Origin of the sequence: Raoultella sp., from assembly GCF_039594335.1 — a bacterium.
GTDB lineage: Bacteria > Pseudomonadota > Gammaproteobacteria > Enterobacterales > Enterobacteriaceae > Klebsiella.
This window is the reverse complement of the sequence record NZ_JBCNNS010000054.1, coordinates 1-13,528: the sequence shown is the minus strand read 5'-3', so window position 1 is coordinate 13,528 and position 13,528 is coordinate 1. Positions and strand designations below refer to the sequence as shown.

The 13,528-nt window shown below is 56.3% G+C and carries 15 protein-coding genes; 8 read left to right on the top strand and 7 right to left on the bottom strand.

Annotation, left to right across the window (positions count from 1 at the left end; all coding sequences use genetic code 11):
* Window positions 1–81: 81 nt before the first annotated feature.
* Window positions 82–1,815 (bottom strand): arginine--tRNA ligase, encoded by a 1,734-nt coding sequence (argS, locus tag ACZAHD_RS11640; protein WP_462456910.1) that lies wholly within the window; start codon window positions 1,813–1,815, stop codon window positions 82–84.
* A 230-nt stretch (window positions 1,816–2,045) separates the two neighbouring features.
* Here argS and ACZAHD_RS11635 point away from each other — a divergent pair, with 230 nt between their 5' ends.
* Together ACZAHD_RS11635 and cutC are read left to right on the top strand one after the other, a co-directional pair.
* A complete protein-coding gene (locus ACZAHD_RS11635; RefSeq protein ID WP_462456909.1) occupies window positions 2,046–2,615 on the top strand; it encodes a VOC family protein in 570 nt (189 codons plus the stop codon).
* 75 nt (window positions 2,616–2,690) lie between these two features.
* Window positions 2,691–3,434: a copper homeostasis protein CutC gene (cutC, locus tag ACZAHD_RS11630; RefSeq protein ID WP_462456908.1), complete on the top strand. Its 744-nt coding sequence runs from the start codon at window positions 2,691–2,693 to the stop codon at window positions 3,432–3,434.
* Window positions 3,435–3,522: 88 nt separating this feature from the next.
* Here cutC and cmoB read toward each other — a convergent pair whose 3' ends face one another.
* The 5 genes from cmoB to ACZAHD_RS11605 are packed head-to-tail and all read right to left on the bottom strand — an operon-like array spanning window position 3,523 to window position 7,146.
* Window positions 3,523–4,536: a tRNA 5-methoxyuridine(34)/uridine 5-oxyacetic acid(34) synthase CmoB gene (gene cmoB / locus ACZAHD_RS11625; protein WP_462456907.1), complete on the bottom strand. Its 1,014-nt coding sequence runs from the start codon at window positions 4,534–4,536 to the stop codon at window positions 3,523–3,525.
* A complete protein-coding gene (gene cmoA, locus ACZAHD_RS11620; RefSeq protein ID WP_462456906.1) occupies window positions 4,533–5,276 on the bottom strand; it encodes a carboxy-S-adenosyl-L-methionine synthase CmoA in 744 nt (247 codons plus the stop codon). The genes cmoB and cmoA overlap by 4 nt, the downstream gene beginning before the upstream one ends.
* 39 nt (window positions 5,277–5,315) lie before the next feature.
* On the bottom strand, window positions 5,316–5,711 hold the full coding sequence (locus ACZAHD_RS11615; protein WP_004864064.1) for an MAPEG family protein: 396 nt from the start codon (window positions 5,709–5,711) through the stop codon (window positions 5,316–5,318).
* Window positions 5,712–5,764: 53 nt separating this feature from the next.
* A complete protein-coding gene (locus ACZAHD_RS11610) occupies window positions 5,765–6,583 on the bottom strand; it encodes a DUF72 domain-containing protein (RefSeq protein WP_462456905.1) in 819 nt (272 codons plus the stop codon).
* Window positions 6,580–7,146 carry a hydrolase gene (locus ACZAHD_RS11605; RefSeq protein ID WP_462456904.1) on the bottom strand — a complete coding sequence of 189 codons (567 nt, stop codon included), beginning with the start codon at window positions 7,144–7,146 and terminating at the stop codon, window positions 6,580–6,582. Before ACZAHD_RS11605 ends, ACZAHD_RS11610 begins: the two co-directional genes overlap by 4 nt.
* Window positions 7,147–7,414: 268 nt before the next feature.
* Between ACZAHD_RS11605 and aspS the strand changes: the two genes are divergently transcribed.
* The 6 genes from aspS (at window position 7,415) to ruvB (ending at window position 12,820) form a co-directional block, all read left to right on the top strand.
* Window positions 7,415–9,202 (top strand): aspartate--tRNA ligase, encoded by a 1,788-nt coding sequence (gene aspS, locus ACZAHD_RS11600; RefSeq protein WP_462456903.1) that lies wholly within the window; start codon window positions 7,415–7,417, stop codon window positions 9,200–9,202.
* Window position 9,203: 1 nt separating this feature from the next.
* A complete protein-coding gene (gene nudB / locus ACZAHD_RS11595) occupies window positions 9,204–9,647 on the top strand; it encodes a dihydroneopterin triphosphate diphosphatase (RefSeq protein ID WP_462456902.1) in 444 nt (147 codons plus the stop codon).
* A 61-nt stretch (window positions 9,648–9,708) separates the two neighbouring features.
* Complete coding sequence (locus ACZAHD_RS11590; protein ID WP_032687322.1) at window positions 9,709–10,449, top strand: YebC/PmpR family DNA-binding transcriptional regulator; 741 nt, start codon at window positions 9,709–9,711, stop codon at window positions 10,447–10,449.
* Between the two features lie 139 nt (window positions 10,450–10,588).
* Complete coding sequence (ruvC, locus tag ACZAHD_RS11585; RefSeq protein WP_462456901.1) at window positions 10,589–11,110, top strand: crossover junction endodeoxyribonuclease RuvC; 522 nt, start codon at window positions 10,589–10,591, stop codon at window positions 11,108–11,110.
* Window positions 11,111–11,189: 79 nt separating this feature from the next.
* Window positions 11,190–11,801 (top strand): Holliday junction branch migration protein RuvA, encoded by a 612-nt coding sequence (gene ruvA / locus ACZAHD_RS11580; RefSeq protein WP_462456900.1) that lies wholly within the window; start codon window positions 11,190–11,192, stop codon window positions 11,799–11,801.
* 8 nt (window positions 11,802–11,809) lie between these two features.
* A complete protein-coding gene (ruvB, locus tag ACZAHD_RS11575; protein WP_462456899.1) occupies window positions 11,810–12,820 on the top strand; it encodes a Holliday junction branch migration DNA helicase RuvB in 1,011 nt (336 codons plus the stop codon).
* A 94-nt stretch (window positions 12,821–12,914) separates the two neighbouring features.
* Here ruvB and znuB read toward each other — a convergent pair.
* Window positions 12,915–13,528: zinc ABC transporter permease subunit ZnuB (znuB, locus tag ACZAHD_RS11570; RefSeq protein ID WP_462456898.1), on the bottom strand; the 614-nt coding region annotated here is incomplete at its 5' end.

The window sequence follows — 13,528 nt, the reverse complement described above, 5'->3', positions numbered from 1 at the left end:
GTCGGACTGATAAGCGTAGCGCCATCAGGCATTTCCCCGGCGGCATGGGGCCTGCCGGGGTTACAAAATCACCCGCCTGACTTACATACGCTCGACGGTTTCAATACCCAGCGTATCCAGACCCTGCTTCAGGGTTCTGGCCGTCAGCTGCGCCAGTTTCAGACGGCTGTTGCGTGCGGTTTCGCTCTCGGCGGTGATAATCGGGCAGTGTTCGTAGAAACCGGAGAACAGACCGGCCAGATCGTAGAGATAGGCACACATAACGTGCGGTGTCCCTTCGCGGGCCACAACGGTGAGCGTCTCTTCGAACTGCAACAGGCGCGCGGCCAGCTGGGTTTCGCGATCCTCGGTGAGGATAATCGGCGCTGCCGCCAGTACGTTTTCGTCGATATCCGCTTTACGGAACACGGACAGCACGCGGGTATAGGCATACTGCATATACGGCGCAGTATTGCCTTCGAACGCCAGCATGTTATCCCAGTCAAACACGTAGTCGGTGGTACGGTTTTTGGACAAATCGGCATACTTCACTGCGCCAATACCGACCACATTTGCCAGCTGTTCCAGCTCATCGGCAGGCATGTCCGGATTCTTTTCGGTCACCAGGCGGCGCGCACGTTCCAGCGCTTCATCCAGCAGATCCGCTAGCTTCACCGTACCGCCGGCGCGAGTTTTGAACGGCTTACCATCTTTGCCCAGCATCATGCCGAACATATGATGTTCCAGTGGCACGGATTCCGGTACGTAGCCTGCTTTACGCACGATAGTCCACGCTTGCATCAGGTGCTGGTGCTGGCGGGAGTCGATGTAGTAAAGCACGCGGTCAGCGCGCAGCGTTTCGTAACGATACTTCGCGCAGGCAATATCGGTTGTGGTGTAGAGGTAGCCGCCATCCTTTTTCTGGATGATGACACCCATCGGTTCGCCTTCCTTGTTTTTGTATTCATCAAGGAATACCACGGTCGCGCCTTCACTCTCGGTCGCCAGACCTTTTGCTTTCAGATCGGCAACAATACCCGGCAGCATCGGGTTGTAGAGGCTTTCACCCATTACGTCATCGCGGGTCAGGGTGACGTTCAGACGATCGTAGGTAATCTGGTTTTGGGTCATGGTGATGTCAACCAGCTTGCGCCACATTTCCAGGAAGTAAGCGTCGCCACCCTGGAGTTTTACCACGTAGTTACGGGCGCGTTCGGCAAAAACTTCATCTTCGTCATAATGCTTTTTCGCATCGCGGTAGAAGCCTTCGAGGTCGGACAGCGCCATTTCACCGGCGTTTTCCTGCTGCTGCTTTTCCAGCCAGGCGATCAGCATACCGAACTGGGTGCCCCAGTCGCCAACGTGGTTCGCGCGGATCACCTTATGACCGAGGAACTCAAGTGTGCGGACGGCGGCGTCACCGATGATGGTTGAACGCAGATGGCCGACATGCATCTCTTTGGCGACGTTTGGCGCGGAGTAGTCGACGACGACAGTTTGTGCCTGCGGCCGGGCGACGCCCAGACGCTCTGATGCCAGCGCGCTGTTCACATTTTCCGCTAAAAAGGCCGGATCGAGGAAAATATTGATAAAGCCGGGTCCGGCGATTTCAACCTTGTTGGCAATCCCGTTCAGGTCGAGATGAGACAGTACCTGCTCTGCGAGTTGTCGCGGCGCCATACCCAGTTTTTTCGCTACCGCCATCACGCCGTTGGCCTGATAGTCGCCGAACTGGATTTTTGCTGACTGGCGGACCTGAGGTTCGCAACCGACAGGCGCACCTGCCGCGATCAGGGCCTGGCTGACTTTTTCTGAGAGAAGAGCCTGAATATTCACCGAAATACCTTACGTTTAAGGCGCTATAACCCCTGCGGGGCGGCGCCGGAATGTGGATAAATTAGGGCAGGAGTATACTGCATTTGCGCCCATGCGTCAGCACCGCGCGCGCGTTGCCGGGCGGCACGCTTAATCAATCGCCACTCGGCGAGCCTTGCAGAAGATTCCCGGTTGGTCATCGTCGGGAAACACGATAAATTACCCCCCTTTGACGTGCATTGAGGTGCAGTATGGCAAACTGGCAGCAAATTGATGAACTTGACGATATTTCCGCGGATCTGCCGCGTTTCACTGAGGCGTTAAGCGGGCTGGCGAACCGACTTGGGCTGGATATCGCCCCGCTGGATGCCGACCATATTTCCCTGCGCTGTCACCAAAACGCCACGGCGGAGCGCTGGCGTCGCGGTTTTGAACAGTGCGGTACGCTGCTGTCGGAAAATACGATCAACGGTCGGCCTATCTGCCTGTTTAAACTGGATGAACCGTTTTCGGTTGCCCACTGGCGTTTCAGTGTAGTTGAGCTGCCGTGGCCGGGTGAAAAACGCTATCCGCATGAAGGGTGGGAGCATGTTGAAATCGTGCTGCCGGGCGAGCCAGATGCGCTCAATGCTCGCGCGCTGGCGCTGTTTTCTGATGAGGGATTGAGTCAGCCAGGGATTTTTGTCAAAACCAGCTCGCCGAAAGGAGCGTGCGAACGCCTGCCAAACCCGACCCTGGCGGTGACGGACGGCAGCGTCACAATTAAATTTCACCCGTGGTCAATTGAGCAAATTGTCGCCAGCGAACAATCTGATGCGTAACAGTGTGAAGCGACGCGGTTTTTGAACGGATAAATCATGACATGCTGTGTTGCCCGCAGCGTAAAGGAGAAGGAAATGACGCTACTGGAAGTCTGCTGTTATAGCATGGCCTGTGCGCAAGAGGCGCAGCGCTGTGGCGCCGATCGCATTGAACTTTGCGCCGCGCCGCATGAAGGGGGATTAACCCCGTCGCTGGGCGTGTTGAAAACAGTACGCGAAACGGTCACCATTCCGGTGCATCCGATTATTCGCCCGCGCGGCGGTGATTTTTGTTACACCGGGAGCGAGTTTGCGGCGATACTTGACGATGTGGTGACGGTCAGGGAACTGGGTTTTCCCGGCGTAGTCATCGGTGTGCTGGACGTCGATGGGCGGGTCGATACCGCACGCATGCAAAAAATCATGGCGGCGGCGGGTTCACTGGCGGTCACGTTCCATCGGGCTTATGATATGTGTGTGGACCCGTATCAGGCTTATCGTACGCTGGCCGATGTCGGCGTGGCTCGTATCCTGACATCGGGTCAGCAGGCCAGCGCTGAAAAAGGTCTTTCATTAATTACGGAACTTATTGCCCTGGGGGATACTCCAACCATTATGGCTGGTGCAGGTGTTCGAGCGGCCAACCTGGCGAAGTTTCTTCAGGCAGGCGTAAAAGAGGTACACAGCTCGGCCGGACACTGGGTGCCATCACCAATGCGCTTTCGGCATTCCGGATTGTCAATGTCCGCCGATGCTGACGTAGATGAATATTCGCGCTATGCCGTTAATGGCGTAGCGGTGGCAGAAATGAAGCAAATTATTTCTGCGCAGAGAAGTTAAACCGTTTTTTGCTGCACATCATGTCGCCCAATATGATGATTGCCCGTACCAGGCCCCTGCCATTTCAACAGGGGTCTTTTTTTGATCTTTATTTGCGATCGGCTGACTTTTTCGCCAGCGACTGCTGGGTTTCGGGTTTGTTGGCAATAATCACCGCGCGCACTGGCGCCGGGTAACCTTCAAGTGTTTTACAGCTGTCATCGGGGTCGAGGAAGTCAGCCAGTGACTCTGTAATCATCCATTCGGTACGGCGCTGCTCTTCAGTGGTGGTGGCGCAGACATCGACAATCCGCACATCGACAAACCCGCACTTCTCCAGCCACATTTTCAACGCCGTGGCCGACGGAATAAAGTAGACGTTGCGCATCTGCGCATAGCGGTCGCCCGGTACCAGCACGGTATTCTCATTCCCTTCGACAACCAGCGTCTCCAGCACCAGTTCACCACCGTCGACCAGTTGATCTTTGAGCTGCCATAAATGGTCGAGCGGCGAGCGGCGGTGGTACAGCACGCCCATCGAAAAGACGGTATCGAAGGCGTGCAGCGCCGGAAGCTGCTCAATGCCTAACGGCAGCAGTTGGGCGCGCCGATCGTTACCCAGCAGCTTACGCACGGCTTCAAACTGGCATAAAAACAGCTGCGTCGGGTCAATCCCGACCGCCAGATGCGCGCCGGCACCGATCATGCGCCACATGTGATATCCGCTGCCGCAACCAACGTCGAGGATTGTGCGCCCGGTCAGGTCGGAGAGGTGCGGCAACACGCGTTCCCATTTCCAGTCAGAGCGCCATTCGGTATCAATATTGATGCCGTAAAGCGAGTATGGCCCTTTGCGCCAGGGCATCAGGTTTTTAAGCAGGTTCTCTACGCGCAGCCGCTGGCCTTCGCTTAGCGGCGTTTCGCTTTCGGCGGTGACGCTATGCAGCAGGTCCAGGCGATACGGGGCAAGCTCGGGCAGAAACTCCACGGCCCGCTGCCACTCGCGGAATTTGCCGTGCAGCGCTTCCCGTTGCCAGGCCGCTATCTGAGCGGGGAGTGTCTCCAGCCAGTGGGATAGCGGGCTGAGAGCGATACGTTGATAAAAATGATTGAAATCGATCATGCTTTTTCCTCTGATTTCACCGCCACCAGTGAACCAAAGTTAAAGCACTGGAACCACAATTCGGCATGTTCAAAACCGGCTTTACACAGGCGGGCTTTGTGGGTTTCGACCGAATCGGTCAGCATGACGTTTTCCAGCATGCTGCGCTTCTGGCTGATTTCCAGCTCGCTGTAGCCATTGGCGCGCTTAAAGTCGTGATGCATGTTGAACAGCAGCTCGCCAACATGAGCATCTTCAAAACTGAATTTTTCGGACAGCACCAATGCGCCTCCGGGATTCAGTCCCTGGTAAACCTTATCCAGAATGGCCTGGCGTTCATCGGGGGCAAGAAACTGAATGGTGAAGTTCAGCACCACCATGGAGGCGTTGTCGATGGTGATATCACGAATATCGCCTTCCACAACCTCGACGGGCGTCGGCGCTTTGTAGGCATCGATATGGCGACGACAGCGTTCGACCATAGCTGAAGAGTTATCCACCGCCACAATTTTGCAGCCAGGGTGGGCAATGTTACGCCGGATAGAGAGCGTTGCCGCTCCAAGCGAGCAGCCGAGGTCATAAACCTGGGTGTCGGGCTGAACGAAGCGTTCAGCCAGCATGCCGATCATAGAAATGATATTGGAATAGCCGGGCACGGAGCGCTGGATCATATCCGGGAAGACTTCAGCAACCCGTTCATCAAAGGTCCAGTCGCCGAGGCTGGCAATCGGCGCGGAAAAAAGCGTATCGCGGTGAGACATAACGTTAAACCCGAAAAAACGAAAACGGCGTATTGTGCGCTAATGTAAGGAGAAAACCAACTCCCAGGGCATATACCACAGATTCGCGAGCACCATCAGCAACAGGGCACACCAGGTGGCGCTCATTCCGGAACGACGCCAGCTGAATAGCCGGTGGTGAAAACCGTAAGAGTGCATCAATCGTCCGGCAATCAGCAAAATACCGCAGACATGCACCATCCAGTTCTGCGCGCCATTCATCTCCATAAACAGCAGCAGAATGATGCCAATGGGCACATACTCTACGGCATTGCCGTGCACGCGGATAGCAACCTGCAGTTCGCTAAACCCTCCGTCACCATACCCGACGTGGTATTGCGTGCGCAGACGGACAACATCAAAAGAAAACTTAATAAGTAATAACGCACCCAATACCGCGTACAGCGCGCTGACCATACAAAAAACTCCCTTTCACTCTTTCAGATGGCTCCGCTTAGCATAGCAGGATATCAGAAAAGCGCGGTTTGCTGGGGAATTGACGGTGCGGCCCCGACCTCTGGCATCACCCGGCGTAAATCTTCCCAAAGCGTGCTGACCAGCTCCGGGGCCTGCGCGATGTCAGGGGTGTGGAGAAATAAATAAGGTGTTGTGGACTGACTCCATTTCGCTAAAGTCTGCAGCCAGATATCAAACAGCCGGTGATTGTGGGCCATGTCGTCGCTGCCGATAAAGCGCACCAGCGGATTGCCCGCTGTGACCACGGCATGAACCGGGAGTTTGGGCTTTTTACGTTGGGCGTCGATCATGGCTGGATTTCGCGCGACAGCGCTATGCACCGGGCGACTGTCGAGGATGGTTCGATTCACATTACGTTGATGCAGCCCGCGATTGAGCGCCTTTTCGGCGTCCCCTTTGGCGAAAAACTGCGGATGCCGCACTTCGACGCCATAGGTGAAATGTGTCGGCAGGGCATCGAGAAACTGCCACAGGGCGGGGAGATCGCCGGGGCCAAAGGTGGCGGGCAGTTGCAGCCAGTACTGGCCAATACGCGTTTCCAGCGGCGCCAGACGAGTAAAAAACTCGTGGCTTAAATCGTCGCAATGGCGCAGGGCGGCCTGATGCGAAATGGTGGCCGGAAATTTAAAGCAGAAGCGAAAATTATCGTGGGTTTGCTCATACCAACGGCTGACTATCTCCGCCTTCGGCAGGGCGTAAAGGGTCGTATTGCCCTCCACACAGTTAAAGTGGCGAGCATAGTCTTCAAGACTGGTGATGCCCAGACGCATCCACTTCGGGTGCGACCATTGCGGGAGCCCGATATAAATCATAAGGCGGCAAGAACGTCCTCGGTACTGCGCACGCGGGCGATGCGCGGGAAAATATGTGTCATGCTGCCCCGGTGCTGCTCGGTTGAGGCGGCGCTGCAGGCGTCTTCGACGATAACCAGGTTGAAGCCCAGCTCCCAGGCATTTCGCGCGGTGGACTCAACACCGATGTTGGTGGAGATGCCGCAGAGAATAATAGTATCAATACCGCGACGGCGTAGCTGCAGTTCGAGGTCGGTACCATAGAAGGCCCCCCACTGGCGTTTAGTGACCTCGATATCACTCTCGCGCTTGCCTAATGCTGCTGGCCAGTTCCACCAGTTTCCCGGCAATGTATGTGCGCCGGTCTGAGCATCAACCGGCTGCTTTAGCGCTTCGGCGAAATCAGCGGACCAGCCTACGCGGACCATGATGACCGGCGAGCCTTGCTGGCGGCACTTTTCGGCCAGCCGGGCTGCGCGCGTTACCACGTCATCGGCACGATGCGGTCCGCCGGCGAAGGGCAAAATTCCCTCTTGCAGATCGATGACAACGAGCGCTGTTTTTTTCGCATTGAGTTCTGACATGGTATCCCCGTATCTTCTTCTGTAGTTTGGCCGTTACAATACCGTCGTCGATCCGGCTCATGGGCAACAATTTTTGTTAATTTTTGTGAGCACAGGCAATAAGCGTACAGCAAAGCAACGTACAAACTGCGTCGGGCTTATCGTGCGGCGGAAATTCTATTATAATGACCGCCTTTTTTCATTCAGTTGTGACATTCAGCTAAAGCTGCGACTCCGTCGCCTGCGAGGCAGGCAACAATCCGCCTGCGGCTATGTTAAGGGATATCTCATGCGTACAGAATATTGCGGACAGCTACGTCTGTCCCACGTGGGGCAGCAGGTGACTCTGTGTGGTTGGGTCAACCGTCGTCGTGATCTTGGTAGCCTTATCTTCATTGATATGCGTGACCGCGAAGGCATCGTGCAGGTGTTTTTCGATCCGGATCGTGCGGAGGCGTTAAAGCTGGCTTCCGAACTGCGCAATGAGTTTTGCATCCAAATCACCGGTACTGTGCGTGCGCGTGACGAAAAAAACGTCAACAGCGAGATGGCCACTGGCGACATCGAAGTGCTGGCTTCTTCGCTGACGATCATCAACCGCGCAGAAGCACTGCCGCTTGACTCCAATCACGTCAACACCGAAGAAGCGCGACTGAAATACCGTTACCTGGACCTGCGTCGTCCGGAAATGGCTCAGCGTCTGAAAACCCGTGCGAAAATCACCAGCTTCGTGCGCCGCTTTATGGACGATCACGGTTTCCTCGATATCGAAACCCCGATGCTGACCAAAGCTACCCCGGAAGGCGCGCGCGACTATCTGGTTCCAAGCCGCGTTCACAAAGGCAAATTCTACGCCCTGCCGCAGTCTCCTCAGTTGTTTAAACAGCTGCTGATGATGTCCGGCTTTGACCGTTACTATCAGATAGTTAAATGCTTTCGTGACGAAGACCTGCGTGCGGACCGCCAGCCGGAATTCACCCAGATCGATGTCGAAACCTCCTTTATGACCGCGCCGCAGGTGCGGGAAGTGATGGAAAATCTGGTTCACAAGCTGTGGCTGGACGTGAAAGGCGTTGACCTGGGTGCTTTCCCGGTGATGACCTTTGCGGAAGCTGAGCGCCGCTACGGTTCTGATAAGCCGGATCTGCGTAACCCGATGGAGCTGGTCGATATTGCCGACCTGGTGAAGGCCGTCGAGTTTGCTGTCTTCTCCGGCCCGGCCAATGATGCCAAAGGGCGCGTCGCTGCGTTACGCGTGCCGGGCGGCGCGGCGCTGACCCGGAAACAAATTGATGAGTATGGCAAGTTCGTCCAGATCTATGGCGCCAAAGGCCTGGCGTATATGAAAGTCAACGAGCGTGCAAAAGGTCTTGAAGGCATCAACAGCCCGGTAGCGAAATTCCTCGATGCAGAGATTGTGGAAGCGATTCTTGCGCGCACCGGCGCTCAGGATGGTGACATGATTTTCTTCGGCGCGGATAACAAGAAAGTGGTTGCCGATGCGCTGGGTGCGCTGCGCCTGAAGCTGGGTAAAGACCTGAGTCTGACCGACGAAACCAAATGGGCGCCGCTGTGGGTTATCGACTTCCCGATGTTTGAAGATGATGGTGAAGGCGGCCTGACCGCGATGCACCATCCGTTTACTTCGCCGAAAGACATGACCGCGGATGAACTGAAGACCGCGCCGGAAACGGCGATTGCGAACGCCTACGATATGGTGATCAACGGCTACGAAGTGGGCGGCGGTTCCGTGCGTATCCACAATGGCGACATGCAACAGACCGTCTTCGGTATTTTGGGCATCAACGAACAGGAACAGCGTGAAAAATTCGGCTTCCTGCTGGACGCGCTGAAATACGGTACGCCGCCGCACGCAGGTCTGGCGTTTGGTCTCGACCGTCTGACCATGCTGCTGACCGGTACCGATAATATCCGTGACGTTATTGCTTTCCCGAAAACGACCGCAGCGGCCTGTCTGATGACCGAAGCGCCGAGCTTTGCTAACCCGGCTTCGCTGGGTGAGTTAGGTATCCAGGTTGTGGCGAAAGAGACAAAAGAGTCTCTGGAGAATAAGTAAGATGTCATTCAAGCTTCCCGTTTCCGTTCTGGTGGTCATTTATGCCGAAGATACGAAGCGGGTGCTGATGTTGCAGCGACGCGACGATCCCGCCTTCTGGCAGTCGGTAACCGGCAGCCTGGAAGCGGGCGAGAGCGCAGCGCAAGCCGCCGTGCGTGAAGTAAAGGAAGAGGTCGCGATTGATGTTGCTCATGAGCAACTGACCTTAATGGACTGTCAGCGCACGGTGGATTTCGAGATATTTTCTCATTTACGTCATCGCTACGCGCCGGGCGTTGAGCGCAATACGGAGTTTTGGTTCTGTCTTGCGCTCCCTCATGAGCGCCAGATTGTCTTCACGGAACATCTGGATTACCGCTGGGTCGATGCGGCAGAGGCCGCCGCCTTGACCAAGTCGTGGAGTAACCGGCAGGCGATTGAAGAATTTGTAATTAACGCCGACTAATCTTCCCGGCCATTTGCAGGTCGAAAGGCTGCGGGAAGCAGGCATTTTTGGAGAGTTTTTTATGGCAGGTCATAGTAAATGGGCCAACACCAAACACCGTAAAGCGGCACAGGATGCTAAGCGCGGTAAGATCTTTACTAAAATCATTCGTGAGCTGGTTACCGCAGCGCGCCTGGGCGGCGGCGATGTCGCTTCCAACCCGCGTTTGCGTGCGGCAGTGGATAAAGCGCTGTCCAACAACATGACCCGCGATACGCTGAACCGTGCTATCGCTCGTGGCGTAGGCGGCGACGAAGACGCGAACATGGAAACCATCATTTATGAAGGTTATGGCCCAGGCGGCACCGCGGTCATGGTTGAATGTCTGAGTGACAACCGCAACCGTACCGTTGCCGAAGTGCGTCACGCTTTCAGTAAAACCGGCGGCAACCTCGGTACCGATGGTTCCGTGGCCTATCTGTTCAGCAAAAAAGGGGTGATCTCTTTTGAAGCGGGTGACGAAGATGTCATCATGGAAGCCGCGCTGGAAGCCGGTGCGGAAGACGTCGTGACCTATGACGATGGCGCGATTGACGTGTACACCGCGTGGGAAGAGATGGGCGCGGTGCGTGATGCGCTGGAAGCGGCTGGCCTGAAGGCTGATGCGGCCGAAGTATCGATGATTCCGTCGACCAAAGCGGATATGGATGCGGAAACTGCGCCTAAGCTGCTGCGTCTGATCGATATGCTGGAAGACTGTGACGACGTGCAGGAAGTGTATCATAACGGCGAGATCTCTGATGAGGTCGCGGCAACGCTGTGATCCCCGTTATTTTTCAGCTTGCGGAGGCGTGGGTTCTCTCCGGCCGCGTGGTTGCTCTCCGCGCCCGGGGATGTTCTGCACGACGCGCCGGTGAGCTGAAATCTTCAGGGCGTTCTTTTGCGTTAAACGGAGGTGCGTGATGGCAATTATTCTCGGTATTGACCCGGGGTCACGCATTACCGGTTATGGCGTGATTCGGCAAGTCGGGCGGCAGCTGAGCTACCTTGGCAGCGGCTGTATCCGAACCAAAGCCGACGATTTACCGTCACGTCTGAAGCTGATTTACGCGGGTGTGACGGAAATTATCACCCAGTTTCAGCCGGACTATTTCGCCATTGAGCAGGTGTTTATGGCGAAAAACGCCGACTCAGCACTGAAGCTGGGGCAGGCGCGCGGCGTGGCGATTGTCGCGGCGACGAATCAGGACCTTCCGGTCTTTGAGTACGCCGCGAGGCAGGTGAAGCAAACCGTGGTCGGCATCGGCAGCGCGGAAAAAAGCCAGGTGCAGCACATGGTGCGCACGCTGCTTAAACTTCCCGCCAACCCCCAGGCGGACGCGGCGGATGCGCTGGCTATCGCTATTACCCATTGCCACGTCAGTCAGAATGCGGCTCAGATCAGCGAGACGCGGCTCAACCTGGCGCGTGGGCGCTTACGATAACCTCAAATCAGGCTGGATATTCATCCAGCCTTTTTTTATGATACCGCAGATACTTTAGCCCTTAACGCAGGAGCTCCATGTGATAGGCAGACTCAGAGGCATCGTTCTCGAAAAACAACCCCCGCTTGTATTACTGGAAACGGGAGGCGTGGGCTATGAAGTGCATTTGCCAATGACCTGTTTTTATGAACTGCCGGATGTGGGTAATGAGGCCATCGTTTTTACCCATTTTGTCGTTCGCGAAGATGCGCAACTGCTCTATGGTTTTAATAACAAGCAGGAGCGCACGCTGTTCAAAGAGCTGATTAAAACCAACGGCGTCGGACCAAAGCTGGCGTTGGCGATTCTCTCCGGTATGTCGGCACAGCAGTTTGTTCACGCCGTAGAGCGTGAGGAGCTGGCTGCCCTGGTGAAACTGCCGGGGATCGGTAAGAAAACCGCAGAGCGTCTGATCGTGGAAATGAAAGACCGGTTTAAAGGTCTGCACGGCGATCTGTTTACGCCGGCGGCGGATCTGGTGCTGACGTCACCTGTTGGCCCGTCTGATGATGATGCTGAGCAGGAAGCGGTTGCTGCGCTGGTGGCGCTGGGCTATAAACCTCAGGAGGCCAGTCGGATGGTGAGTAAAATCGCGCGCCCGGATGCCAACAGTGAAATGCTAATTCGCGAAGCGCTCCGCGCCGCGTTGTGAGGTAAGGGATGATTGAAGCAGACAGGCTGGTATCGGCAGACAGCGCCGGGTTTGAAGAGACGGCCGACCGCGCAATCCGCCCGAAATTGCTGGCAGAGTATGTCGGTCAACCGCAGGTGCGTTCGCAAATGGAGATTTTTATCCAGGCGGCAAAGCTGCGCGGGGACGCGCTCGATCACCTGCTGATCTTTGGTCCTCCGGGGTTGGGAAAGACGACGCTGGCAAATATCGTTGCCAATGAGATGGGCGTCAACCTGCGAACCACCTCCGGTCCGGTGCTCGAAAAGGCGGGCGACCTGGCCGCCATGCTCACCAATCTTGAACCCCACGACGTGCTGTTCATTGATGAAATACACCGCCTTTCACCGGTCGTGGAGGAGGTGCTGTATCCGGCGATGGAAGACTATCAACTGGATATTATGATCGGCGAAGGGCCGGCGGCGCGGTCGATCAAAATCGATCTGCCGCCGTTTACCCTGATTGGCGCCACGACGCGGGCGGGGTCGTTAACCTCGCCGCTGCGTGACCGCTTCGGCATCGTACAGCGGCTGGAATTTTATCAGGTTGCTGACCTGCAGAATATCGTCAGCCGCAGCGCTCGCTACATGGGACTGGAAATGAGCGACGAAGGTGCGCTGGAGGTGGCCCGGCGCGCGCGCGGTACGCCGCGAATCGCCAACCGCCTGCTGCGACGGGTTCGTGACTTTTCCGAGGTGCGCCATGATGGCACCATTTCGCTGGAGATTGCTGCTCAGGCGCTGGACATGCTGAATGTTGATGCGGAAGGGTTCGACTATATGGATCGCAAACTGCTGCTTGCGGTCATTGATAAATTCTTCGGCGGCCCCGTCGGCCTGGATAATCTGGCGGCGGCGATTGGCGAAGAGCGGGAAACTATCGAGGATGTTCTGGAACCGTATCTGATCCAGCAAGGCTTTTTGCAGCGAACTCCACGAGGGCGCATGGCGACGGTGCGCGCCTGGAATCACTTCGGCATCACGCCGCCGGAAATGCCATAACCTGGCTCCCGGCAGGCGAGCTGGCGCCGCGTCCAGACCGGGCAGAGATGACGACCCCGGTCGACCCGTCATGACCGGGGAAGAGGGGGACGACTCAGGCTGCGGATTTTTTCATCATACTGAAGATAAACAGCAGTGCGGCGCACAGCACCACGGACGGGCCAGCCGGGGTGTCGTAAAACGCGGAGAAGGTCAGTCCGCCAGTGACTGCCAGAATCCCCACCCCAACGGCTGTCGCAGCCATCTGCTCAGGCGTACGGGCAAAGCGGCGCGCCGTAGCGGCAGGAATGATCAGCAGTGAGGTAATAATCAATGCGCCGACGAACTTCATGGCGACGCCAATGGTCAGCGCGGTGACCAGCATCAGCAGCAGTTTGACCCGCTGTAGCTTCACGCCATCGACAAAGGCGAGATCGGGGCTGATGGTCATCGACAGCAGATTGCGCCACTGCCAGAGCAGGATGGCCAGCACAATCACCACGCCAATGGCGATAGAGATCAAATCTGCCGGTGTCACCGCCAGTAAATCGCCAAACAGATAGGCCATCAGGTCGACGCGAATATTCGACATCAGGCTTACTACCACCAGACCCAGCGACAATGCGCTATGCGCCATAATTCCCAGTAAGGTATCGAGCGCCAGATGCGGGCGCTTTTCCAGCCATACCAGGCCGCCTGCCAGCATTAAGGTCACGGCGATCACCGCAT

Excerpts from the sequence above, each read along its gene's own strand:
- cmoB (WP_462456907.1), bottom strand. The coding sequence starts at position 4,536 with ATGATCGATTTCAATCATTTTTATCAACGTATCGCTCTCAGCCCGCTA.
- ruvB (WP_462456899.1), top strand. The coding sequence starts at position 11,810 with ATGATTGAAGCAGACAGGCTGGTATCGGCAGACAGCGCCGGGTTTGAA.
- cutC (WP_462456908.1), top strand. The coding sequence starts at position 2,691 with ATGACGCTACTGGAAGTCTGCTGTTATAGCATGGCCTGTGCGCAAGAG.
- nudB (WP_462456902.1), top strand. The coding sequence starts at position 9,204 with ATGTCATTCAAGCTTCCCGTTTCCGTTCTGGTGGTCATTTATGCCGAA.
- ruvC (WP_462456901.1), top strand. The coding sequence starts at position 10,589 with ATGGCAATTATTCTCGGTATTGACCCGGGGTCACGCATTACCGGTTAT.
- aspS (WP_462456903.1), top strand. The coding sequence starts at position 7,415 with ATGCGTACAGAATATTGCGGACAGCTACGTCTGTCCCACGTGGGGCAG.
- ACZAHD_RS11610 (WP_462456905.1), bottom strand. The coding sequence starts at position 6,583 with ATGATTTATATCGGGCTCCCGCAATGGTCGCACCCGAAGTGGATGCGT.
- ACZAHD_RS11635 (WP_462456909.1), top strand. The coding sequence starts at position 2,046 with ATGGCAAACTGGCAGCAAATTGATGAACTTGACGATATTTCCGCGGAT.
- ACZAHD_RS11605 (WP_462456904.1), bottom strand. The coding sequence starts at position 7,146 with ATGTCAGAACTCAATGCGAAAAAAACAGCGCTCGTTGTCATCGATCTG.
- cmoA (WP_462456906.1), bottom strand. The coding sequence starts at position 5,276 with ATGTCTCACCGCGATACGCTTTTTTCCGCGCCGATTGCCAGCCTCGGC.
- ACZAHD_RS11615 (WP_004864064.1), bottom strand. The coding sequence starts at position 5,711 with ATGGTCAGCGCGCTGTACGCGGTATTGGGTGCGTTATTACTTATTAAG.
- ACZAHD_RS11590 (WP_032687322.1), top strand. The coding sequence starts at position 9,709 with ATGGCAGGTCATAGTAAATGGGCCAACACCAAACACCGTAAAGCGGCA.